Origin of the sequence: Pseudarthrobacter sp. J1738, from assembly GCF_050490315.1 — a bacterium.
GTDB lineage: Bacteria > Actinomycetota > Actinomycetes > Actinomycetales > Micrococcaceae > JBNPEO01.
Genome location: NZ_JBNPEO010000001.1, coordinates 359,721 through 381,515, shown reverse-complemented (window position 1 = coordinate 381,515; position 21,795 = coordinate 359,721). Strand labels below are relative to the sequence as shown.

Sequence of the window (21,795 nt, the reverse complement as noted above, 5' to 3'; positions counted from 1 at the left end):
TCTTCGATGTTCATACCGGTCATGTTCACCGGTATGAGACCCCCCTCGGATTCAGACGTCGGGGTTTGGTTGACATTATTCCTCGACTATCGGGCTGGGAGCATCGGCTCACAGTCTCACCTGACACGGGTCTCGTGGCTCTTGTAAAGCCCGCCGACGTTCTCGGCCGACATAATGCGCGTGGCGGGAGGATATCGCTTCACGTCAGGATCGGACACGGTGAAGCTACCTCGCCTCGATGGATTAGGACACCAGAGCTACCCTGGTTCACTTCTTCGCCCCAATTCCGTCAGGGCATGATGTTGCCTGAAGAAACACTGCAGATCACAACCACTAAGGAAAGCACTCCCCATGACACAGCCGAGGCTATCCAGAGATCACTCCTCGACGTCCAGCGCGGCTTTCTACCTTGAGGCACGGAATTTAACTAAGTCTTACAAGGGAAAACCGGAACCGGCAGTCCTCGACTGCAGCCTTACCGTGGCACCCGGCGAGCTCATCGCCGTTGTTGGACATAACGGCGCTGGAAAATCCACGCTCTTCGATATTTTGGGTGGTCTAACCCGACCAGATTCCGGGGAGATAATGTCACGTATAAACACCGTGGATATCGGATGGTGCCCCCAACGAGAAATCATTGACTGGTCGTTGACGGTCAGTCAGAACATTAGCCTCGGTTTGGACATCCGTCGACCAACGAGCCGGGCTGAACGCGCCAAGTCCGTTGCAGAGCTCGCGGGAGCCCTGGGGCTAAGCAACTACCTGAATCAAACTGCCGAGACGCTCTCAGGCGGTGAACTCCGCAGGACCCAAATTGCCAGAGCAATGGCGGGTGACCCATATCTGATGATTCTAGACGAGCCCACAACTGGGCTTGACCCGGCCGGTATACGCGTCGTTTTCGAGTACCTTGAGCGCCGCCGGGCTGAGGGCGCATCTGCTCTCATCAGCACCCACGAGACGTCAAGATTCTCAGCCTACTGTTCCCGCGTCATCGCCATTCGTAAGGGCCAGATCATCGTAGACGAACCAGTCGAAGTCTTCATGTCCCATGCCAGTAAATCGGATGACCTATGGGACGCCTACGAAGCACTAGCGCAGGAGCAGTGAACATGCCCCGACCGCTAAGACTATTCAAGTACCACGCATACTCCATGTGGAATTGGCGCTCCTCATACTTGGGGAGATTCATAGAACCTATCGCCTACTTCGCTTTCCTCATCGCTGGCCTCAACAGCGTGATGCAGTCCTCCACGGGAATCAACTACGTGCAATTCGCCCTATCGGGCATGATTTGCTTCCTCGCCTTTCGGTCTGCAACCTCCACCGTCAGCGACGTCGCCAACGACAGGAAATGGGGCGTCTTTGCTATTTACACACTCCAGGGGGGATCGACAGCTGGATACCTCTTTAGCGTTGTCTTGTTCTCGATGGCCGTCTTCATCGTGCAGTTCCTCCTCCTATGGGGGGTCTCTCTGCTCGCTTTTGGGTGGCAGATCAGTCTAGACCAGCTGGCTCTCCAAGGCCTTGTAGGGATGCTAATCGTGCTTGGCTGGAACGGCTGCGGTGCGGCTATCGGGGCCAGAATCCAGTCGTACTCTGTCCGAGACATGATCGTCGTACTCACCTCCCTGCCGGTCATTCTTTCAGCACCGCTTTTCTATCCTCTAGATGGGGCGCCAAGCTACCTTCGAGCTATTTCATCAGTAAATCCTTTAACGTACCAAGTGCAATGGCTCCGAAATCCCGACCTTACCAACATTGGATGGGCCGCGGGTTGGGCAGTAGCAGGACTCATTGTCGGCGGGTTCATGCTGGCAAGCGCGGAAAGAGTCTCGCGAGAACGCTAACAACAAGGCAATCGTTGTGAAGCCACGGGATTCCTTCAGGTAACGGTCTGAGTAATACCAGCCGGCCATACCAAGCGAGAGCACCGGCGCGTTGTCAGGCCCCGCTCGGATAATGGTCGCCATTGACGGTCGTTCAAGAGCCTGCAACATGGTCGCGATCCTGGAGAACATCATTGTCGCGACAGACATCACCCAGAGGTAACGGATACAACAAAGATCGACCATAGCAAACTGCTAAAGAGCAGCGAAGTCCATACTGATTACCACCCCATTCGACCTGTGACAGCTCTCAGTCCTCGGAGCCGGTGTCGTCGTCGTCGAGTTTGGCCGTGTCCGGATCACGCAGCGGGCGCAAGGTTCCGCCCGCCGGTTGGGTGGCGGTGAAGCTGTAGCGGCCGAGCAGGTTGAGGTTCTTGTGTTTGAGCGGGGAGAGCCGGGCCACGTCTTCGTCGCGGATCTCGTGGCCCTCGGTGCGAAGCTGGGCGACTGCAGCGCCGATGTAGCGGGTCGTCCAGAGCACGACGGCATTCAGGACCAGGCCGAGCGAGCCGAGCTGGTCCTCCATCCCGTCACGGTACGCCTGATGAATGGTGCCCTTTTTGCCGTGGCAGATCTCTCGGGCCAACTTGTGACGTGACTCCTGCACGGTGAGCTGCTTGTGCATTTGTCGCCGATAGGAGTCATCCACTGGGTCAACGACGGCCAGCAGGTGCAGGGTCTTGGCGATCCGCCCGTACTCGGCAAACGCCTGACCAAGCGGTGTGGGGCGGCCTTCGTGACCGAACATCCGCAGCAGGTCATAGGCGCGCACCCGGTTGGTGACCAGCGAACCGGCGACCCGCAGCATGTCCGGCCAGGCTGTGAGCACCTTGTTCACGTTCACTTTGTTGTTGCGGGACAGTGCCTCCAGCGCTCCGTGCCCCACTGACGGCTCGGTGCCGGGCATCTGGGCCTTCCAGAACCGCTGGTCTTCGAGGTCCTTGAAACGCGGGGAGAAGCGGTAGCCCAGCATCTTGAAAATCCCGAAGACCATGTCCGAGTAGGAGGCGTTGTCGGTGGCGACCCTCTCGGGCTTCACCCCGCCGTCCAGGTTCAACAAGGCGTCCAGGATGAACAGGGAGTCACGCGGGGTGCCTGGCACCACCATCTGCCCGATGCCAGCCACTTGGTCATTGATCGCGTTCAGCCAGGTGATACCCCTCTGCTTCGCGAAGTACTTCGGGGAGGGCGCGGCGTTGATGGTACGCACGGGAACGACGAAGCGCAGGCCGTCGACGGAGGCGAGCAGTCCCTTGCCCCAGAACTGCACGATGGGCACCTTCGCCTGGGCCTCGATCAGTGCGGCGTTCGCCGCGGCGATGGTGGTGGTGCGCAGGTAGTACTGATCAACGTGGACCAGCCGGGAGCGGGTGAGTGCCTCATTGCTAGGGTTGATTACCGGGGTCATGCCGATGTTGCAGGCTTCCGAGACAAGCAGCGCGACGAGCGAGGTACTCAGGTCTTTCATGCGGGTCCTGCCATCGCCCAGGTGCACGAAGGCGTCCAGGAACCCGGTCCAGGAGTTCACCTCGAAGAGCAGGTCCGGCAGGTCGATTTTCGGGAGCATCTTCTCCACCCGTCCGCGCAGCCAGGCCAACGACTTCGGCTCCCCGAGCGCATGAAGCTTCTCCACATTCAGTCTCGCCCGTCCGCTTGGCTGCACCTCGATGCTGATCTTCGCGTCATCACCGGCTTCTTCGAGGCGCTCGGCCATCTGCCTCCAGGTGGCATCCAGTACCTCGACCAGTTCCCCCAGGTGCTGCTCGGCATCCTCCTCCAGGCTCAGGCCGGCCAGGATGTCCTCGCGGACCGCCTCCCAACCTGTGCCCATGAGCAGGCGGGCGCGTGGGTCCGACCAGCGGTGCGAGGGCGAGGCGAAGATGTCCCGACGCTTCAGGGCACGGAAGAGCTGTTCCAGGACACACACCACGTACGCGTCGCGGTCCACCGTTCCCTCCGGCAGCTCGGCGTTCGCATACACCGCCTTGTGCCAGTGTGGCGGCACGAGCTTGTCGTCGATCTCCCGGGGCAGCAGCGGCTTCTCGCCGACCTTCCGACGCGAGAGTGCCGGCAGCTTCTTCACCCCGGCCAGGATCCGCTTACCGCCGGTCGCGGCTTCCAGGGCCGAGGTCTCACCCAACAGAGACAGGAACGGTTTGACGGTGTTGTAGCGCAGCGCCAATGCCTCGCGCAGTGCGCTCTGTGCCGAATCGCCGTCCTGGGATACCAACGTCACTACTGTGACGGCCGCGCCCGACATCACCGACCGGGGTGCGACCTCCTCCAAGGCCCGCCACAGTGCGGCCACATCCACTTCAACACCGGCCTCCTCGATGGACTCCAGCTTCTCGATGAACACCTTCGCCGCCCTTGCCACGATCCGGGACGCCTTCTCCAGCTGCGGCAGGTTGGACAGGCGCTGCTTATCCGTGGCGCGCTTCGCGCCGCCGATCAGCCTGGTCGCCATCAGGATCTCGAACAGGTCCAGGGCATCATCGATCGCCTTGGCCTCCAGATGGCGCATCACCGCGGTGAGTACCGCCGTGCGCTTAGGTTCCGCGGTCCGATCCAACTTCGGGGCCTTGGTGCCCAGCCCGTACCGGGCCAGCATGGAGAGCCGGTTCGGCGGTATCTGATCCAGCTTCAGCTGGACCAGCCCGAAGGCGGCTATGTCCTCAACCCGCTGCAACGCACCCTTCATCGCGGTGCCGGTGGTCCGCGTTGGCGGTCGCCGCATCCGCTCTAGTTCCGAGTACCGGGTGCCCTCCCTCGTTTTCAGCGTGGCAACCAAGTCCCCGGGCAGCGCCGGATCCGCCCGCAGGGCGGCCTTGGCAACCGTGACGTGCAGCCGCTTCTCGGCGATGGTGCGGACCTCGGCAACCTGCCGGGCCAGCACGTTCACCCCGGGTAGCAGCACCCGGTGCCGACGCAGCCAACCCGCCGCGTGGTTGAACAACATGACAGGTCCCTCGGCATGCGTCCAAGCCCGCCCGTGCAGGAACGCCCTGAACCTCCGTCCATGGGTGGGGTCCTCGTACTGGTGGTAGCCGTATGTATCGCGGATCTCCCACGCGTGCTCATACGCAGTCTTCAGACGCTCGGTGTACTCCTTGAGACAGGAGGGATCTTCAATCTCCAGCTGCTCCGCCAGATGCTCAACGACCAGCCACGGCACAGCCAAGGGATCCTCCAAGAACAGCCCGATGTACCGGACCGTGCACATCTGCAGGGCAAAACCAAGGCGATTGTGGTCACCTCGTCGCTTCGCGATCAGGTTCCGGTCCTCGTCGTCGAGAAAGAAGAAGCGCTCCAACTCGGGCCGCGTCGGTTCCTCGGAGAACCTTCCATAGGCCTCGGCCTGTTCATCAGTCAGAAATTCCACGGGCATGAGACTGACAATAGCCGCCCCACCAGTGATCGAGATCCTTCCGACGAAACGCCGCGCAACCTAGATCGCCTGCGTTAGCCGATCATGATCAAGTGCTTAGCGCCAACCGCTGTACCGCTGTTCCCCAAGGCCGAGGACCGCGCGGCAAACCCTGGCACAAGCGCAGGACGACGACGGGTGGTGAAGAAACGAAAAAATCCCCGGAACCACTAGGGTCCCGGGGATTTTGCCTGTAGCGGCGGGGAGGCTCGATCTCCCGACCTCACGATTATGAGTCGTGCGCTCTAACCAACTGAGCTACGCCGCCACGAATGAGGAAAGCCTGTGTCAAGCCGGTCAAAAACCGCCTTGACACAGGCCCTCATTCAGAGCCCCCCACCGGAATCGATCCGGTGACCTCGTTCTTACCAAGAACGCGCTCTACCACTGAGCTAGGGGGGCAACGAGTAAATACTTTACCGGATGTTTGGCAGTGCAACAAATCGAGAAGTGCCCATTTGGCCCTGAATATCGCGCAGATCACATCAGAAGCATTCCGGAGACATTTTCTACCCATTCCGGGGCACAAACCGGCGCAAAAACAAGGGCACAAAAAAGCGGGAGTGCACTGTCAAAGGTGCACTCCCGCTTTTGGGACTCGAAGCTAATTCAGCTTAGAAAGAATCAAGAATTACCACTTCTTGCGGCCAGCGAAACCGCCCTGACCTTCTTGACGGGGCTTGCGGGCTCCGCCGTAACCACCACGGTCGCCACCGCTGTAACCGCCGCGCTCGCCGCCACGGTTTTCGCGGTCGCCATAGCCACCGGCGCTACGCTCGGAACGATCGCTGTAGGAGCGGCCGCCACGATCGGCAGAGCTACGCTCGCCATCGTTTTTGCGGAAGTCCTTTTTGAAGCCGCCGTTGCCCTTGAAGTTTCCACCACCGCGGTTATCGCGGCCGCCCTGGTACGCTGCACGCTCGCCGGAAGGCTTGCGTCCATTGTCCAGTTCGAGGTGAATCAGCTCGCCACCAATACGGGTGCGGGACAGTGCGCGCAACTGCTCTTGGCTCAGGTCAGCCGGCAGTTCTACCAGAGTGTGGTCAGCGCGGATGTCAATGCCACCGATCTGAGCGGAAGAAAGGCCACCTTCATTGGCAATGGCGCCAACGATCGAGCCCGGCATCACACGCTGGCGACGGCCAACGGCGATGCGGTAGGTGGCATTGCCCTCGGTCAAGGTGCGGGTCGGGCCGCGTGAGCCGAAACCGTCCTTGGAGCGCTCGCGCTTCTGGAATTCCGGTGCCGCCGGGAGATCCTTGACCAAAAGCGGCTGACCGCCCTGAGCCATTACAGCCAATGCTGCGGCGATCTCGGCAGCAGGTACGCCGTGCTCTTCTTCGTAAGAGGAGATGAGATCGCGGAACATCGAAACATCTTGAGATTCAAGCGTCTCGGTGATGCGCTCCGCGAACTTACCCAAACGCAAGGTGTTCACAGTCTCGGCGGTGGGCAAGTGCATCTGCTCAACGGGCTGACGGGTGGCCTTCTCGATGGAGCGGAGCAAGTACTTCTCACGAGGAGTCATAAACAGGATCGCGTCACCGGAACGGCCAGCGCGGCCCGTACGGCCAATGCGGTGCACGTAGGACTCGGTGTCGTGAGGAATGTCGTAGTTGATGACGTGACTGATGCGCTCAACGTCAAGACCACGAGCTGCGACGTCGGTAGCAACGAGGATGTCGATGCGACCTTCCTTGAGCGCGTCAACAGTGCGCTCGCGCTGCTGCTGCGGGATGTCACCGTTGATCGCTGCTGCCTGGAAACCGCGTGACTTGAGCTTGTCAGCCAAGTCCTCGGTAGCCATCTTGGTACGCACGAAGGCGATAACGCCGTCGAACTCTTCAACCTCGAGGATGCGGGTCAGCGCGTCCAGCTTGTGCGGGCCCATAACCTGCAAGTACCGCTGGCGTGTGTTGGCACCGGTGGTGGTCTTGGACTTGACCGAGATCTCCGCGGGGTTGTTCAAGTACTGCTTGGACATCCGGCGGATCTGGCCCGGCATGGTTGCAGAGAACAACGCAACCTGACGGTCAGAGGGGGTCTGCTGGAAGATCTGCTCAACGTCTTCAGCGAAGCCCATACGGAGCATCTCGTCAGCCTCATCCAATACCAAGTACTGGAGTTCGGAAAGGTCCAAAGAACCCTTGGAGATGTGGTCAATGACGCGGCCCGGGGTACCAACAACAACCTGAGCACCGCGGCGCAAACCAGCGAGCTGAGGTCCGTATGCGGAACCACCGTAAACCGGAAGAACAGTGAAGTCATCGATGTGCTTGGCGTAGGAGGTGAACGCCTCGGCTACCTGGAGTGCAAGCTCACGGGTAGGCGCTAGAACCAGTGCCTGGGTCTTGCGGGAGGGACCGTTGAGGTCGTGAAGTTCAGCCAAGCGGGACAGTGCCGGTACCGCGAAAGCTGCAGTCTTACCGGTACCGGTCTGAGCCAAACCAACAACGTCGCGGCCTTCGAGCAGCAACGGAATGGTGGCTGCCTGAATGGGTGAAGGCTTCTCGTATCCAACATCTTGCAAAGCGGCAAGAACGCGGCCGTCGATGCCCAGGTCGGCGAACTTCACGCCTTCTTCTTCGAGCTCAACAGCAGGCGCTGCGGCTTCCTTTGGAGCTTCCTTAACGAATGCTTCTTCCGCGGGAGCTTCAACAGCTGCTTCTGCAGCATCAGTGTTGGTGTTTTCGCTGGTCACAGTCGCATCGACGGTTTCTACAGCTTCAACGGATTCGTTGGATTCGGTGGTTTCAGTAAAGTTTTGGGGCATGGGGAATAGTCCTCATTCGTAGGCCAGGCGGCGCTACTCAGGCAAGAGCTGAGCCGCATTACAAAAGCCAAAGTCGTCTGACTCGGCATAGTGAAACCCGGCGCTATTCCAATCCCATGGCAAGGCTTCTCGCTGCATCGTACGGCTGCTATCCCAGCAGTCTGTACAGCGTTTTCTTCCAGGACTTTGATTCCTGGCCGGCTCTTCCCAAATGAAACGCCCGCACACAAATTGCGGGCCCCAACTCGTACCAGTCCTGCCTCAAACATTGGGCAGAATAAAGGGAATACCGGAAGTGGGGGATGCTTCAATCATAATGCATCCGCCGCCTTGACCGGAACTTAATTTTCGACGACGGTCGGTGAGCTTGCGCACACCCTCACCTAGGTGAGGCGCTGCTCGAGCTTTTCGAATTTTCCCGGAAGATCCTCGTGGAGTACCAGCTCACCGTCAGCGGCAGCGTCCCGGAGTGCTTCAACGTCATTCAAGTCCGGAGAGCTGAACCATTTGCCAATGGTTACCCCGTGGCTGGGGACAAAAAGCTGGTGGATTTGGTCCCCAGCGGTGATTTGACCGGTTTTGAGCACACGAAGATAGCAGCCTACTAAACCCGCCTCGGTAAAACGCTTGACCCAATGCGGCTCGTCCAGCCAGCGCTGAAAGGTGGCGCACGGTGTTCGCGGGCCGGTGACTTCCACTTCTACATCCGGGCCAATCCGCCAACGCTCCCCGATCACGGCTCCGGTGGTTTCAATTCCGTCCACCCGCAAGTTCTCGCCAAAAATCCCCGCCGGAAGCTCCCTGCCCAGCCTGCGCTCCCACTCTTCCGCTTCCGCTTGTGAATAGGCATAGAGGGCCTGGTCCGGGCCACCGTGGTGCTGACGGTCTGCCTGAATATCCGCATAGATGCCCAGCCGATTGACTTTAACCGGTCCCTCAACGGGGTGTTTGTCGATGGCTGTGATTCCTACGTTTCCCGGATCCTGGCGCAATTGCTGGACCCGGCAGACTGCAAGAAGGGTGGCAGTTTTCATACGCAAAGCTTACGGCTGTAGCGAGAATTTAGGGATCAAAACGGTAGCCCATACCCGCCTCGGTATGAAGGTGCCGGGGCGCGGACGGGTCAGCTTCGAGTTTGCGACGCAATTGAGCCATATATACACGTAAGTATTGTGTTTCCTTCGCGTAGGCCTGCCCCCACACTTGGACCAAGAGCTGCTGCTGAGTCACAAGCTTGCTTTGATTCCTCACCAGAATTTCTAGGATGCTCCACTCGGTGGGCGTCAGGCGAACAGGTTCATCACCCTTGGTAACTTTGCGAGCGGCCAGGTCCACCACAAACTCGGCGGTAGTCACCGAAGGAACACCCGGTTCCGCTTCCGAACGGCGTGCCGCAGCACGCAAGCGGGCTAATAGTTCGTCCAGTCCAAAGGGTTTGGTGATGTAGTCGTCAGCTCCGGCGTCGAGCGCCTCCACTTTGTCCTCAGAACCGTGCCGGGCGGACAACACCAGAATGGGCACTTGGCTCCAGCTGCGCAACCGCCGAATGACTTCGATTCCATCCATGTCCGGCAGGCCCAAGTCCAAAACCACCATGGCGGGCGGGTCCGCTTGGGCTTCGGCAAGCGCTGCTTCACCGCTGGCGGCCAGAGTGGGAGCGTAGCCGTGGGCGCGTAAGTTGATTTTCAGCGCGCGGCCAATCCCGCCTTCGTCCTCAACAATAAGTACCTTGATCATTCGCTGGCCTCTGCGTCTAGGTTTTGTACCGGCGGCTCGTATAGCGGCAGGGTCAGGGTCACCGTCAGCCCGCCGCCCGGCGTCGGCTCGGCACCAAGTGTGCCTCCCATTGCTTCGCTGAGTCCTTTGGCAACGGCGAGCCCAAGGCCCAAACCGTGCGCGGCGCCGTCGTCCAATCTTTGGAAGGGGCGGAACATCACGTGAAGCTTTTCTGGATCCACCCCAGTACCGTGATCGGCGATGATCAACTGCGCCGCAGGGCTGCCCTCGGCTGACCTCCCGGCCACGTCACGAATTTCGATGGCTTGACCCGGCGCGTATTTAAACGCATTTTCTAACAAGTTAGCCACCACTCGTTCGAGCATCCCGATGTCTGCCAGCACCGGCGTCGCTGCGGGGCTAAGTTCGATGTGGATAGTGCTGGTGTCTAAACCACGCATTGCCTCAGGCAGGGAATCAGCCCACATCACTGGGGCTAGAAGTGGGGTGGCGGAATCGGCGCTGAGTCTGGACATATCCAGCAGGTTGCCCACCAGATGGTCCAGCCGGTCAGCATAATCTTCGATGGTCTCGAGCAGTTCGCTCCGATCCTCGGCTGGCAGCTCAACACCGGGCTGCCGCAGACTACTGACCGCGAGTTTGATCCCCGAGAGCGGAGTGCGCAAGTCATGCGAGACGGCCCGCAAAATGGCTGTGCGCATGGAATTACCTTCTTCGAGCCGAGCATTATCCTGCTGCGTTTGAACCAGTTCACGCCGTTCCCGGATGGCCACCAAGTAAGCGCCGAAGGCATTAAGCAGCCGCTGTTGCGCCGGGCCCGGTGCCGTGCCGCGCAACAGCAGCGTGTATTGAGAGTCGACGACGGCGGTACTGTCCGCGGAGGCGTGCGTCATCGGCGGGTTCTCACCGGAACTCGCCAAGACTTTCCAATGGCCCTCCCCCGTGTTCAGTTGTTTGAGCAAGGTGATAGCTGGGACGTTGAGAGCATCACGAACCCGGTCCAAAAATGCTGAGAGAGTTCCTCCACTGGCCAGAATCTGGAGGGCCAGCTCACTGAGGGAGTGCGCTTCTTTGCTAGCTGCTTGGGCTTGGATGGCTCGGCGCCTTGCCGTTCCTACAGCAACAGCCATGGAGCAGGCTACGGCGAGGAACATCACGAGGGTAAAGAGTGTGGACGGGTCTGCGATGGAAAAGGTGTGGACGGGCACGGCCGAGAAGTAGTTCAGCAGCAGAAAGCCCAGGATGGAGGCCACCACTGCGGCCCATACTCCCCCAATGGCGGCAACTGTCACTGCCGCGGCCAAGTGCAAAAGCATCACAATGTTGAAATTGCGATAGTTGGCAGCGGACACAGCTAGTTCAACTGTCGCCGGGAGCACCAGCGCTAGGACCAGGCCACCCCAGCGCCGGTTGAAGAGAGAACGCATGTTCTCAGTGTCCCAGTTCATGACGTGCAGCAGTTCAGCAAGTGCGGCAATTCAGGCTACGCAGTGGCCTGAACCGCGGCCCGGCCCAGCGGTCGGTACGCGATGAACCAATAAATCAGCATGGCGATGCCGCACAAGACTCCTGGACTCGAGGCCATCAACTGCCATTGCGTCTGAGGATCTTTGCCCCACTCGCGCGCACCAGCCATCATGGTCAGGTACTTCGGCGTCAGGTAAAACACCACTGTTGTGACCGAAAGGATGATCCATCCTGCAATGCGCATTCCGCCGCGGCGGGCAGGCATACGGTGCATGGCAAAGCCCATCGAGGGCAACGCCACAGCAATCCACACCCAGTGGTGGGACCACGAAACCGGGCTGATCAGGAGCATCAAAAGAGCGGTGGCGGAGACTGCCACAAAGTTTTCCCGTGCGGCGAGGGCCCGGTGTATCACCAACGCGGCAAGAACAGTCAAAGCGATGGCAATGAGCATCCATAACGCGCTGGTCAGCCCAGAATCAGGCAGGCCCAAGTGCAAAAGCAGACCCTTGACGGAGAGATTATCCATGTAGGCCGGGCCACCGATGCGGCCCGTGTCAGGAAGAATTTTGGTCCAGAACGTCAGCGAAGCATTCGGAATAATCGCCCAAGCCAGTGCAATGGAGCCAAAGAAACCGGTGGCCAGCCAGCCGAGGGCTTTGAAATCACGCCGGACTAAAAAGTACAAACCAAAAGCCAGCGGAGTCAGTTTAATACCGGCGGCTATACCGATCAGGAGTCCGGCTGGCCAGCGGAAAGTCCCCCCTTGAGCGTTCTGAGACAAGACCTTGTTGTACAGGGCAAAGTCGGCCAGGATCAGCCCCATCAAAATGATGTTGATCTGGCCAAAGTCAAAGGTGTCCCGCCAAGGTCCCAAGAGCAGGACTGCCGCAGTACCGCCCAAGGCAGCTGTCCGGAATCGCCAGTCGGTAACAGCGGTCCGCCACGTGCGGTAGCCAAAAAGGTGCCGCGACAGCCACGCCGAAACCACTAAAGCGCCCACCAGCGCGGCGCTTGTGAACACCACAATTCCAGCACCAAAACCGATGCTTGCAAGCCCGGCAAATAGCAGCGCCGCGAACGGTGGGTAGGTAAAGGGCAACCCTTCGCGCGGGGCGTACAACCCACTGACAGCGGACTCGCCTTGTTCAAGGACGCGGCTGCCGCCGTAGAAGTACACCTCAAAGTCGTTCATCAACGGGATGTATGCGGTGTACAAAATTCGCAGCGCCAAATAGATGGCAATTGTCCCGGCTGCAGTCGCGAGCCAGCCCCGCGCGGTAGAGGATTTCAACGTTTCTAGTTACCGATCGCTTTGAAAGCCTGCTCAAGGTCTGCGATCAGATCTGCTGATTCCTCAATGCCGCATGAGAGCCGCAAGAGGTTCTCAGGGACAGCCAATTCAGTGCCCTTGACGGACGCGTGAGTCATTTCAGAGGGGTAGTTCACCAAAGACTCGATGCCGCCCAAGGACTCAGCCAGAGTGAACACACGAGTGGCCTCGGCTACCTTGCGGGCAGCGGCTTCGCCACCCTTGAACTGCACCGAGACCATACCGCCGAACTTCTTCATCTGCTTTTTAGCCAGCTCGTGTCCGGGGTGGCTCGGCAGGCCCGGGTACAGCACTGCTTCAACCTCCGGCTGATCGAGCAACCATTCGGCTACAGCTTGACCGTTCTCCGAGTGACGATCCATACGGACACCAAGGGTTTTCAGGCCGCGCGTGGTGAGGAAGGCATCCATCGGTCCTGACACGGCACCGGCAGCGAACTGCATAAACTGCACCTTTTCTGCCAGCTCAGCATCGTTGAGGACCACGGCGCCCCCCACCACATCAGAGTGCCCACCGATGTACTTCGTGGTGGAGTGAACCACCACGTCGGCGCCTAAGGCGAGCGGGTTCTGCAAATAGGGAGACGCGAAGGTGTTGTCCACGACCAGGAGGGCACCGGCGTCGTGCGCTACTTTGGCGAGCGCCTCGATGTTGGTGATTTTCATCATCGGGTTCGACGGCGTCTCCACCCAAACCAGCCGGACCTTCCCTGGCGCTTGGGCCACGGCAGCCGCGGTTGCCTCGAGGTTGGACATGTCAACGGCGCTGTGGCCGATGCCCCATTCGGAGTGAATACGGCTGATCAGCCGGTACGTTCCGCCGTAAGCGTCGTTGCCCAAAACAATGTGATCCCCCGGACGGCAGAGGGCACGAATCAACGAATCCTCCGCTGCTAGGCCCGAGCCGAAGGAATAGGCGTGGTTGCCACCTTCAACTGCAGCGAGCTGCTCTTGCAGAGCGTCACGGGTGGGGTTTCCGCCACGGCCGTATTCGTAACCGTCACGCAGCCCACCAATTCCGTCTTGGGCGTAGGTGGAGGAGAAATGCAACGGTGGCACAACGGCACCGGTACGCGGCTCAAAAGCTTGGCCAGCGTGCACGGCGGTGGTGTTGAATCCTGCGTTCTCTGGAACAGTCATGGCAGTCCTTTCGCTGATGCTCGCTGTAAACCGCGAGCGCCGGGGTGGGTGAGTGTTAGTGGCTGAGGTAGCCGAGGAGATCGTGGCGGGTAACAATGCCAACCGGAGCACCCACAAAGGTGACCATTACGGCGTCGACCTCGGAGAGCAGCGCACGTGCCGCGGGGATGGATTCCAGCGAGCCAATAACGGGCAGGCGCTCCCCCATGTGCTCGGAGATTTTGTCCGTGAGATTCGCTTCGCCGCGGAAGAGTTTGCCGGTCAGGGTGCGCTCATCAACGGAGCCGAGGACCTCACCCATAACCACGGGAGGCTCTTGCGAGAGCACGGGAATGTTACTGACGCCGAACTCATTCATGATGTTGATAACGTCGCGAACGGTTTCATTCGGGTGGATGTGTACAAGGTCCGGGATGCCGCCGGTTTTGAACTCGAGGACCGAGCCAACGGTGTCCTCTTCGCCTCCGGGCAAAAAGCCGTAGGAACGCATCCACTGATCGTTGAAGATTTTGCCCAAGTAGCCGCGGCCGGAATCCGGCAGGATCACCACAACTACGGCTTCGGCGGGCAGGTCTTTGGCCGCTTCGAGTGCTGCAACAACAGCCATCCCCGAGGATCCGCCAACGAGCAGGCCTTCTTCGCGGGCCAGACGGCGAGTCATACCAAAGGAATCAGCATCGCTGACGGCGATGACCCGGTCAGGAACCGCAGGATCGTAGTTCTCCGGCCAGATGTCCTCGCCAACGCCCTCAACAAAATAGGGGCGTCCGGTGCCACCTGAGTACACCGAACCAGCAGGGTCTGCCCCAATAACTTGGACGCGGCCGCCTTCAGCCTCGGGGCGATCGGCGGAGACTTCGCGCAGGTAACGTCCGGTTCCGGTGATGGTTCCACCAGTTCCGGCGCCAATCACCACGTGGGTGACTCGGCCGTCGGTGTCGTTCCAAATCTCGGGGCCGGTGCTCTCGTAGTGGCTGCCGGGCGCTGCAGGATTGGAGAACTGGTCAGGTTTGTACGCGCCCGGGATTTCGCGAACCAATCGATCCGAAACGCCGTAGTAGCTTTGCGGGCTGTCGGGAGCCACGGATGTGGGGGTAACAACAACTTCGGCACCGTAGGCGGCGAGAACTGCGCGTTTGTCCTCGCCCACTTTGTCCGGAACCACAAAAATGCACTTGTAACCCTTTTGCTGGGCAACAAGGGCCAGTCCCACACCGGTGTTCCCAGAGGTGGGTTCCACAATGGTTCCCCCGGGCTTGAGTTTGCCTGACTTCTCCGCGTCCTCGATCATTTTGACCGCAATACGGTCCTTGATGGAACCGCCCGGATTGATGTACTCAACCTTCACCAGAACGGTGGCTTTGATGCCTTCGTTGACGTGGTTGAGCTTGATCAGCGGGGTGTTTCCAATGAGGTCCAGAACGGACTCGGAGTACTTCATACTTCCAACTTTATCCGCTGGGCACTGAGCTCCACCCTGCGGTGCGAAGATAGTGCGGTGCGGCTTCCACACCTATCTCCGGCTTTGCGGCCTTTTTTGTTACCCGTACTGTTCCTAGTGCTGGGTTTGTTGTGCCTTGTTACCGGGCTCTTGCCTGCGAAATCGGCTTCCGAGCTTGCCGACCGTACTGTTCCGGTGCTCACTTTTGTGGTGGCTATGACAATCGTCACGGAACTCGCTGACGACGCCGGATTGTTCCGTTGGGCGAGCTCGCGGATGGCCCGCTTGGGCCGGCACAGTGTGGTGCGGCTGTGGTTGTTAAGCATCGGTTTGGCGTCTGTGATCACCCTGTTTTTCTCGCTGGACACCACAGCGGTACTGGTGACACCCGTCGTCGTTCTGTTGGCTTTGCACGCGAAAATTCCGCCACTACCTTTCGCCCTCACCACCATCTGGTTGGCGAATACTGTTTCTCTCCTGCTGCCGGTCTCCAATTTGAGTAATCTTTTGGCCCAGCAGCACACCGGGCTGACACCTGCTGCCTTTGCTGGGCTGATGTGGGCTCCGGCTTTGGTTGCTTTGTTGGTGCCGGTGCTGCTGCTGTGGGTGATGTTCCGGAAGCAATTGCGCGGCACCTATGCCCTCGCCAGCACTGACGCTGCCGGGGATAAACTCCTTTTGCTCGCTGCTGCGGGTGTGGTTGTGGTGCTGTTGCCGCTGCTGGTTTCGGGGCTCCCGGTCCAATGGCCAGCTCTGGGTGCTGCTGTGGTGCTTTTGGTGTTTTATCTGTGGCGCAGGCCGCACGTTCTGAGGATTTCCATGCTTCCGTGGAAACCGCTGATGCTGACGACGGGGCTGTTTATGGTGGTCGAAACCCTGCACGCTCAAGGGCTTGCCGAGCTGCTTTTGCGGCAAGTGATTCCCGGTGATGGTTTGGCCCCGCTCGTGCAGTTGGCAGCGTTGGGGACCGGAAGCGCCAATCTGGCCAACAACCTGCCCGCCTATTTGGCACTGGAGCCTGCCGCCGGTTCCCCACTCCGGTATGCGGCTTTATTGATCGGCGTCAACGTTGGCCCGCTGATTACACCGTGGGCTTCCCTGGCAACGCTGCTCTGGCACGAACGGCTAGCTGTGCTGGGGGTTCGAGTTCGGTGGAGCGGATTTGCTGTGGCCGGCATTGTGGCAGTGGTGATAACAATTCCCTTGGCAGTGTTCGCCTTGTGGTTGAGCGCCGGAATGCCTGCCTAGAACTTCCCTGGGCTTTATGTCAGTGCGGCGTGGGAGCATTAAGCCCATGAGTCTTGTTGAGCCCCCAAGTGCCGTGGCGGACGCCGCCGATGGCGCCACTCGGTGGGTGACGGACGGACCATATGATTTGCACCAAACCCTTGGCATCCTGCTGCGGAGCAATTCCGACCCCTCAATTGCCGTCCACCCAGACGGCTGGTGGATGGCATTCTCCACCGTGGACGGGCCGGTGACACTGCGCTTGGTTCAAGGCCCTCCCGAAGTTTCGGGGGCTCAAGTGATTGACGCCCAGGCCTGGGGGCCAGGAGCCGCGAGCGCGCTGGACAATTTGTCGGCCCTGCTCGGCGAGGGTGATTCGTGGAGCGATTTCGACGCCGGCACCTCACCATCCGGGACTCCGTTCCCTACTCCCCTGCCGCACCACGTCCTTGAAGCACGACGCCGAAACAAGGGACTGCGTTTACCCTCCACCGGGCGGATAGTGGATTCCTTGGTACCCACTATTTTGGAGCAAAAGGTCACGGTTATTGAGGCCCGGCGCGGCTACCGCTACCTCGTAAAACGCTATGGAAGTGTGGCTCCCGGTCCTGCACCGGAGGGACTTTTGGTGGCCCCGTCCCCCACCGATTGGCTTGCCGTTCCCTCGTGGGAGTGGCACAAAGCAGGTGTTGGCCCACAGCGTTCGGCAACCGTGATGCGGGCCTTGCGTTCCGCCGTCGCACTTGAACGTTTGGCGTTATTGCCTTCTGCCGAGGCGTCAGCCAAGCTCCAGACCATCCCTGGGGTGGGGCAATGGACGGCGGCCGAAGTGCTCCAACGGACTCACGGTTGCTCGGATTCAATCGCGGTCGGCGACTATCACCTCGCCAAGTTTGTGGGTTTTGCGCTCACTGGCCAACGCACTGACGACGCCGGAATGCTGGCGCTGCTTGAACCGTGGCGCGGGCACCGGCAACGGGTGGTGCGGTTGCTGGGACTCACCGGTGCACGTGCGCCACGGTTCGGCGCCCGGATGAGTATCCAAGATCATCGCGGGCACTAGTTCTTTTGCGGTTTAGAGCCCCAGCTTTTCGATCGCTTCTTGGCGCATCTCCACCTTGCGAATCTTCCCGGACACTGTCATGGGAAAACTTTCCCGGACTTGGACATAGCGCGGAACTTTGTAGTGGGCTAACCGGCCCGAACAGAATTCGCGCACCGTCTCTGCATCCAAGGGATCGGCGCCATCTTTGAGAATGATGCAAGCCATCAGTTCCTCGCCGTACTTTTGGTCCGGGATGCCGATGACCTGAACGTCTTGAATGTCCGGGTGGCTGTAAAGGAACTCTTCAATCTCGCGTGGGTAGATGTTTTCACCGCCGCGAATCACCATGTCCTTGATACGGCCTTCCACCAGGATGTAGCCGTCAGCATCCATCCGGGCCAAGTCTCCGGTGTGCATCCAACCTTCCGGATCAATCGCCTCAGCGGTTTTTTCCTCTTGTCCCCAGTACCCCTTCATCACGGCGTAACCGCGGGTGCAGAGCTCGCCGATCTGCCCCCGCTCAACCACCTCGCCCGTTCCCGGATCAACAATTTGGCTCTCCAAATGCGGCATGGTCCGGCCCACAGATTCGGTGCGCTGGGCCAAGGTGTCCCCATCCCGGGTCATCGTGGACACCGGAGAGGTCTCCGTCATGCCATAGCAAATGGCCACATCCTTCATGTTCATCCGTGAGATGACTTGCTTCATCACTTCCACCGGGCACAAGGAACCAGCCATCACGCCGGTTCGCAGGGAACTCAGGTCATAGTCGTCGAAATTAGGCAGGGCCAGTTCGGCGATAAACATGGTGGGCACACCGTACAGGGATGTGGCTCCAAAGTCGTGAACTGCTTGAAGCGCCGAGGTGGGGGTAAATCCGCGTGACGGGACAATAACGCAGCCGCCGTGTGAGAGAACGTTGAGATTGCCAATAACCATACCGAAGCAGTGATAGAACGGCACCGGGATGACCACTTTGTCCTGCTCGGTGTAGTTCAGAAGTGCACCGATTGAGTGGCCGTTGTTCAGGATATTGCGGTGAGTGAGGGTGGCGCCCTTGGGGAACCCGGTGGTGCCAGAGGTGTACTGAATGTTGATGGGGTCTTCCGTAGTCAGGCTCGCCATCCTCTCGGCCAGTTGAGCTGCTGTATGGTGTGCTGGGTTGACGCCTGGCGGGGCGGCAGCGGTTCCAGCGCGATTCCCCTTTCCACTCACCAGCTGCTGGTAACTCAGCTCAGCATCAGTCTGCGGCACGCCAGCAGTGAGTGGACCTGCCGCATCATCAGAGCCAGGAAGGAACACCAGCTCGGTGAGCTGAGGACAATTCTCCAAGGCCTGCCGAGCCATTGCTGGGTAGTCGCTGTTTTTGTCTTGAGGTGCAACAACCAAAGACCGCATGCCGTTTTGGTTGACCACAAACTCGAGCTCATGGCTGCGGTAAGCCGGGTTAACGTTGACCAGAATCACCCCGATCTTGGCGGTGGCGTACTGGAACATCACCCACTCGGCACAGTTTGGGCTCCAAATGCCTAAACGGTCCCCAGCCGCAAACCCACGGTTCATCAGCGCTAAAGCCAGCGCGTCAACGTGGTTGTTTAATTCCTGGTAGGTCCAATGGCGCGGTCGGCCACCTTGTGGGGGCTGGGCTTCGATGAGTGCTTGACGGTCTGGGAAGCGAGTCACCACAGATTCAAACTGAGTTCCAATGGTGGTCTCTAAAAGCGGGACGTCTTTGTCTCCGGCCGAATATGACAACATGTCAGCACGCTACCAACTGTGGCCGGTATTCTGAATCATATGAGCGAAATCGTTGATCTTCAGGCCACTTTCATCCCCAACGAGGGCGAATTTTTCCGCGTAAAACTGGCTTTGGAAATTGCCATCGAAGAAGTAACCCGCGAACCCGGTTGCCTGCGCTACGAACTCACCGAAGTGAGCGAAGACAAGTTGGTTTTGACCGAACAGTGGGCTTCAGAGGCAGATCTTGGCAAGCACTCCAAAGGCATCGCCGTACAGGACTTGAACGAGTCCCTCAGCGCGCTGCTGGCAGAACCCGTGAAACTCGAACGCCTCTAAGCGAGCCGACTCCCCGAACACACAAGAATTGCCCCAAGGCTGAGCCTTGGGGCAATTCTTGTTTCGTTTTAGATCTCGCTAGTCCTAGCCCAGCCACGTTCTAGGCCTGCTACGTTTTAGGCCTGCGAAGCTTCAGAGTTGTCAGCCGGAGCATTCTCAGCCGCAGTGTTCTGGGCCTCGGCCTGGGCACGAGCCACGTGTGCGTGGACCTCTTCCATGTCCAATGCCTTCACGGCGCTAATAACTTCCTCAAGCTGCGGACCTGCGAGCGCACCGGGCTGGGAGAAAACCAGAACCTGCTCGCGGAAAGCCATCAGTGTTGGGATAGAGGTAATACCAGCCTCGGCAGCCAATTGCTGCTCAGCTTCGGTATCTACCTTCGCGAAGACCACATCACCGTGCTGTTCTGAAGCGGCACTGTATGTGGGGGCGAATTGCTTGCAGGGATTGCACCAGTCCGCCCAGAAATCCACCAGAACAATGTCATTGTCTTGGATGGTAGATGCGAACTGTTCACCTGTGATGTCAACGGTAGCCATACTTCAACGGTACGCCGGGGCTCCCCACTATGGCGAAGCCCAGCGTAACTTGTTCGCTCTGCGCTGTATTTATTTATGAATCACTGATTTGTCTCACCACGTGGTTACCTCACCATTGATGAGGCGCTGGCTTCCTTGCACCGGGGAGCGCGATGTTCTCGCGCCATTCGTGTAGCCATTCCGGCAAAGCGAGATCGTTGGGTACGGAATCCACTTCAGGAAGCGCCAGAATCTCCTCGTTGGTAACCGGGCCCTTTTTGCTGACCAGCCGTGTGGCGATGTAGGCACGGGCGTAAATTTCGCCGTCGGCCACTACTCGCTGCTCAAAATAGATGGCCTTTTCATCCAAACCGATGATCTTGGACTCAATAGTGAATCTCTGCCATAGCTGCAGAGATTTGCGGTAGGAGATGGTCTGCGACGCCACCACAGGGGTCCAGCCCCGTTTGCGCATGGCTTTCCAGACGCCGGCACGAACCATCAGGTCAAAGCGCCCCAAGTCCATCAATGAAAAGTACATTCCGTTATTTACGTGCACAGCAATATCCACGTCGGTGGGGAGAACCTTCATCGGTAGTGACGAGGTACCCCAGATGCTCAGTGCGGAGCTGCGTGCGGAGCGGAACAGCATCAGGATGGTGCGTAGAAGTAAGTGCATGATCTTATGTTACTCACCAGTAACAACATACAAAAGCGGCTACACAGCACTTTATTTCCCGTGCTAACCGCGTTCGGAACCAAAATCTGACCAAGTTGCGACGAGTGTTCACCGCAACTTCACCGGGCTGTTCACCCGCGCAGGAAAAAATAACAAGGACTAACGAATTTAGGCAGCAAGGGAGACTGCAATGAGCACCATCGAAAAGCACTTGGCCAGTGAAGACATTCATGCAGAGGCGCTGAATCTTTCGGGACAGGATTATTCGGGACACGGGAATTCCGGACACACTGTGCCCACTTGGCCGCAGCTGACGCCAGGCCAACGTGTCGCTTTGCGCGACGTTCACGGCTACCTAGTGACGGGGATCGTGGACGGAATGACAGCGGACCGCTCCACCTTGTGGCTTCAGCTCGACAACGGCCTGGGCCGCAGGCTCATTCACCACTTAGACGGACTGAGTCTCCACGAGCCCGCCGTGGTCTAGCCCGAAGCTCAGCAAACAGAACTGAAAACACAAGAAGCGCCTCTCCTTGCGGAGAGGCGCTTCTTCACTTCTTGAGTGGCAGATGAGGGATTCGAACCCCCGTAGGCGTTGCCAGCTGATTTACAGTCAGCCCCCTTTGGCCGCTCGGGTAATCTGCCGAACTTCACTAGAAGTACCCTTGGTAACTGCTTCCAGTAACCGCAGGCAAGACAACTTTACAGAATTACGCCGGAAGAATCGAATCGAGGAGTTTGAGTCCTATAACTCAGGCTTCAGACTGGATCCGGGACGCTATTTTCGCCTCAAAACTGGCTGCTTGGTCCAAGGTGATCTGGTTCAATTGCACCGCTCGCAATAAGTCCTGGTGAACGCCGTCCATCCGGGCAGACGCCGCTGGTACTGGGCTCAGAATCACTGACGCAGCCACAGCAGCTGCTGCCAGAGCGGTTCCAGCAGTAGCCACGAATGCCTTACCCGCCGCAACGGAGCTAGCAGTGACATCAGTGATGCGCTTGCGTGCCATGATTTTTGCCTCTCGAGTTGGTCCTTCACTATGA

The 21,795-nt window shown here is 59.1% G+C and carries 18 protein-coding genes and 3 tRNA genes; 6 read left to right on the top strand and 15 right to left on the bottom strand.

The features are described from left to right. Positions 1 to 351: 351 nt before the first annotated feature. Together ACQR35_RS01800 and ACQR35_RS01795 are read left to right on the top strand one after the other, a co-directional pair. Positions 352 to 1,110 carry an ABC transporter ATP-binding protein gene (locus ACQR35_RS01800; RefSeq protein WP_430269055.1) on the top strand — a complete coding sequence of 253 codons (759 nt, stop codon included), beginning with the start codon at positions 352 to 354 and terminating at the stop codon, positions 1,108 to 1,110. A 2-nt stretch (positions 1,111 to 1,112) separates the two neighbouring features. Continuing rightward, positions 1,113 to 1,850: an ABC transporter permease gene (locus ACQR35_RS01795; RefSeq protein WP_430269054.1), complete on the top strand. Its 738-nt coding sequence runs from the start codon at positions 1,113 to 1,115 to the stop codon at positions 1,848 to 1,850. A 289-nt stretch (positions 1,851 to 2,139) separates the two neighbouring features. Here ACQR35_RS01795 and ACQR35_RS01790 read toward each other — a convergent pair whose 3' ends face one another. The 10 genes from ACQR35_RS01790 to ACQR35_RS01745 all read right to left on the bottom strand — a co-directional run bounded on the left by ACQR35_RS01790 (position 2,140) and on the right by ACQR35_RS01745 (position 15,206). Next, complete coding sequence (locus ACQR35_RS01790) at positions 2,140 to 5,277, bottom strand: Tn3 family transposase (protein ID WP_430269053.1); 3,138 nt, start codon at positions 5,275 to 5,277, stop codon at positions 2,140 to 2,142. Positions 5,278 to 5,510: 233 nt separating this feature from the next. Beyond that, a tRNA-Met gene (locus ACQR35_RS01785) sits at positions 5,511 to 5,584 on the bottom strand. 62 nt (positions 5,585 to 5,646) lie between these two features. After that, positions 5,647 to 5,718, bottom strand: a tRNA-Thr gene (locus ACQR35_RS01780). A 229-nt stretch (positions 5,719 to 5,947) separates the two neighbouring features. After that, positions 5,948 to 8,089, bottom strand: coding sequence for a DEAD/DEAH box helicase (locus ACQR35_RS01775; RefSeq protein WP_430269052.1), 2,142 nt, complete (start codon positions 8,087 to 8,089; stop codon positions 5,948 to 5,950). 383 nt (positions 8,090 to 8,472) lie between these two features. Continuing rightward, on the bottom strand, positions 8,473 to 9,123 hold the full coding sequence (locus ACQR35_RS01770; RefSeq protein WP_430267994.1) for an MOSC domain-containing protein: 651 nt from the start codon (positions 9,121 to 9,123) through the stop codon (positions 8,473 to 8,475). Between the two features lie 28 nt (positions 9,124 to 9,151). Next, positions 9,152 to 9,826 carry a response regulator gene (locus ACQR35_RS01765; protein ID WP_430267995.1) on the bottom strand — a complete coding sequence of 225 codons (675 nt, stop codon included), beginning with the start codon at positions 9,824 to 9,826 and terminating at the stop codon, positions 9,152 to 9,154. Continuing rightward, a complete protein-coding gene (locus ACQR35_RS01760; protein ID WP_430269051.1) occupies positions 9,823 to 11,253 on the bottom strand; it encodes a sensor histidine kinase in 1,431 nt (476 codons plus the stop codon). The genes ACQR35_RS01765 and ACQR35_RS01760 overlap by 4 nt, the downstream gene beginning before the upstream one ends. 56 nt (positions 11,254 to 11,309) lie before the next feature. Next, positions 11,310 to 12,587 carry a glycosyltransferase 87 family protein gene (locus ACQR35_RS01755; RefSeq protein ID WP_430269050.1) on the bottom strand — a complete coding sequence of 426 codons (1,278 nt, stop codon included), beginning with the start codon at positions 12,585 to 12,587 and terminating at the stop codon, positions 11,310 to 11,312. Positions 12,588 to 12,592: 5 nt separating this feature from the next. Next, positions 12,593 to 13,765 carry a cystathionine gamma-synthase gene (locus ACQR35_RS01750; protein WP_430269049.1) on the bottom strand — a complete coding sequence of 391 codons (1,173 nt, stop codon included), beginning with the start codon at positions 13,763 to 13,765 and terminating at the stop codon, positions 12,593 to 12,595. A 55-nt stretch (positions 13,766 to 13,820) separates the two neighbouring features. Continuing rightward, entirely contained in the window at positions 13,821 to 15,206 is a 1,386-nt protein-coding gene (locus ACQR35_RS01745; RefSeq protein ID WP_430269048.1) for a cystathionine beta-synthase, read from the bottom strand. Between the two features lie 84 nt (positions 15,207 to 15,290). On the opposite strand from ACQR35_RS01745, the gene ACQR35_RS01740 reads away from it, so the two are divergent. Together ACQR35_RS01740 and ACQR35_RS01735 are read left to right on the top strand one after the other, a co-directional pair. Continuing rightward, positions 15,291 to 16,454 carry an SLC13 family permease gene (locus ACQR35_RS01740; protein WP_430268123.1) on the top strand — a complete coding sequence of 388 codons (1,164 nt, stop codon included), beginning with the start codon at positions 15,291 to 15,293 and terminating at the stop codon, positions 16,452 to 16,454. Between the two features lie 46 nt (positions 16,455 to 16,500). Continuing rightward, positions 16,501 to 17,496, top strand: a complete 996-nt coding sequence (locus ACQR35_RS01735) for a DNA-3-methyladenine glycosylase family protein (RefSeq protein ID WP_430269047.1) — start codon at positions 16,501 to 16,503, stop codon at positions 17,494 to 17,496. 12 nt (positions 17,497 to 17,508) lie between these two features. Here the strand turns inward: ACQR35_RS01735 and ACQR35_RS01730 are convergent, their stop codons facing one another. Continuing rightward, positions 17,509 to 19,236: an AMP-binding protein gene (locus tag ACQR35_RS01730; protein ID WP_430269046.1), complete on the bottom strand. Its 1,728-nt coding sequence runs from the start codon at positions 19,234 to 19,236 to the stop codon at positions 17,509 to 17,511. A gap of 39 nt (positions 19,237 to 19,275) precedes the next feature. Here ACQR35_RS01730 and ACQR35_RS01725 point away from each other — a divergent pair, with 39 nt between their 5' ends. After that, positions 19,276 to 19,554, top strand: a complete 279-nt coding sequence (locus ACQR35_RS01725) for a putative quinol monooxygenase (protein WP_430269045.1) — start codon at positions 19,276 to 19,278, stop codon at positions 19,552 to 19,554. 116 nt (positions 19,555 to 19,670) lie between these two features. On the opposite strand, the gene ACQR35_RS01720 is transcribed toward ACQR35_RS01725, so the two are convergent. Both ACQR35_RS01720 and ACQR35_RS01715 read right to left on the bottom strand, forming a co-directional pair. Further along, positions 19,671 to 20,093: a thioredoxin family protein gene (locus ACQR35_RS01720; RefSeq protein ID WP_430268003.1), complete on the bottom strand. Its 423-nt coding sequence runs from the start codon at positions 20,091 to 20,093 to the stop codon at positions 19,671 to 19,673. 109 nt (positions 20,094 to 20,202) lie between these two features. Then, positions 20,203 to 20,751 (bottom strand): acyl-CoA thioesterase, encoded by a 549-nt coding sequence (locus tag ACQR35_RS01715; RefSeq protein WP_430269044.1) that lies wholly within the window; start codon positions 20,749 to 20,751, stop codon positions 20,203 to 20,205. 190 nt (positions 20,752 to 20,941) lie between these two features. On the opposite strand from ACQR35_RS01715, the gene ACQR35_RS01710 reads away from it, so the two are divergent. Then, positions 20,942 to 21,238, top strand: a complete 297-nt coding sequence (locus ACQR35_RS01710) for a hypothetical protein (protein ID WP_430268005.1) — start codon at positions 20,942 to 20,944, stop codon at positions 21,236 to 21,238. A 76-nt stretch (positions 21,239 to 21,314) separates the two neighbouring features. Here the strand turns inward: ACQR35_RS01710 and ACQR35_RS01705 are convergent. Next, positions 21,315 to 21,396: transfer RNA gene (locus ACQR35_RS01705), tRNA-Tyr, on the bottom strand. A gap of 107 nt (positions 21,397 to 21,503) precedes the next feature. Continuing rightward, on the bottom strand, positions 21,504 to 21,761 hold the full coding sequence (locus ACQR35_RS01700) for a hypothetical protein (RefSeq protein WP_430268006.1): 258 nt from the start codon (positions 21,759 to 21,761) through the stop codon (positions 21,504 to 21,506). Positions 21,762 to 21,795 lie beyond the last annotated feature (34 nt).

Excerpts from the sequence above, each read along its gene's own strand:
- ACQR35_RS01760 (WP_430269051.1), bottom strand. The coding sequence starts at position 11,253 with ATGCGTTCTCTCTTCAACCGGCGCTGGGGTGGCCTGGTCCTAGCGCTG.
- ACQR35_RS01795 (WP_430269054.1), top strand. The coding sequence starts at position 1,113 with ATGCCCCGACCGCTAAGACTATTCAAGTACCACGCATACTCCATGTGG.
- ACQR35_RS01735 (WP_430269047.1), top strand. The coding sequence starts at position 16,501 with ATGAGTCTTGTTGAGCCCCCAAGTGCCGTGGCGGACGCCGCCGATGGC.
- ACQR35_RS01730 (WP_430269046.1), bottom strand. The coding sequence starts at position 19,236 with ATGTTGTCATATTCGGCCGGAGACAAAGACGTCCCGCTTTTAGAGACC.
- ACQR35_RS01770 (WP_430267994.1), bottom strand. The coding sequence starts at position 9,123 with ATGAAAACTGCCACCCTTCTTGCAGTCTGCCGGGTCCAGCAATTGCGC.
- ACQR35_RS01790 (WP_430269053.1), bottom strand. The coding sequence starts at position 5,277 with ATGCCCGTGGAATTTCTGACTGATGAACAGGCCGAGGCCTATGGAAGG.
- ACQR35_RS01710 (WP_430268005.1), top strand. The coding sequence starts at position 20,942 with ATGAGCACCATCGAAAAGCACTTGGCCAGTGAAGACATTCATGCAGAG.
- ACQR35_RS01720 (WP_430268003.1), bottom strand. The coding sequence starts at position 20,093 with ATGGCTACCGTTGACATCACAGGTGAACAGTTCGCATCTACCATCCAA.
- ACQR35_RS01725 (WP_430269045.1), top strand. The coding sequence starts at position 19,276 with ATGAGCGAAATCGTTGATCTTCAGGCCACTTTCATCCCCAACGAGGGC.
- ACQR35_RS01800 (WP_430269055.1), top strand. The coding sequence starts at position 352 with ATGACACAGCCGAGGCTATCCAGAGATCACTCCTCGACGTCCAGCGCG.
- ACQR35_RS01715 (WP_430269044.1), bottom strand. The coding sequence starts at position 20,751 with ATGCACTTACTTCTACGCACCATCCTGATGCTGTTCCGCTCCGCACGC.
- ACQR35_RS01765 (WP_430267995.1), bottom strand. The coding sequence starts at position 9,826 with ATGATCAAGGTACTTATTGTTGAGGACGAAGGCGGGATTGGCCGCGCG.
- ACQR35_RS01775 (WP_430269052.1), bottom strand. The coding sequence starts at position 8,089 with ATGCCCCAAAACTTTACTGAAACCACCGAATCCAACGAATCCGTTGAA.
- ACQR35_RS01745 (WP_430269048.1), bottom strand. The coding sequence starts at position 15,206 with ATGAAGTACTCCGAGTCCGTTCTGGACCTCATTGGAAACACCCCGCTG.
- ACQR35_RS01700 (WP_430268006.1), bottom strand. The coding sequence starts at position 21,761 with ATGGCACGCAAGCGCATCACTGATGTCACTGCTAGCTCCGTTGCGGCG.
- ACQR35_RS01750 (WP_430269049.1), bottom strand. The coding sequence starts at position 13,765 with ATGACTGTTCCAGAGAACGCAGGATTCAACACCACCGCCGTGCACGCT.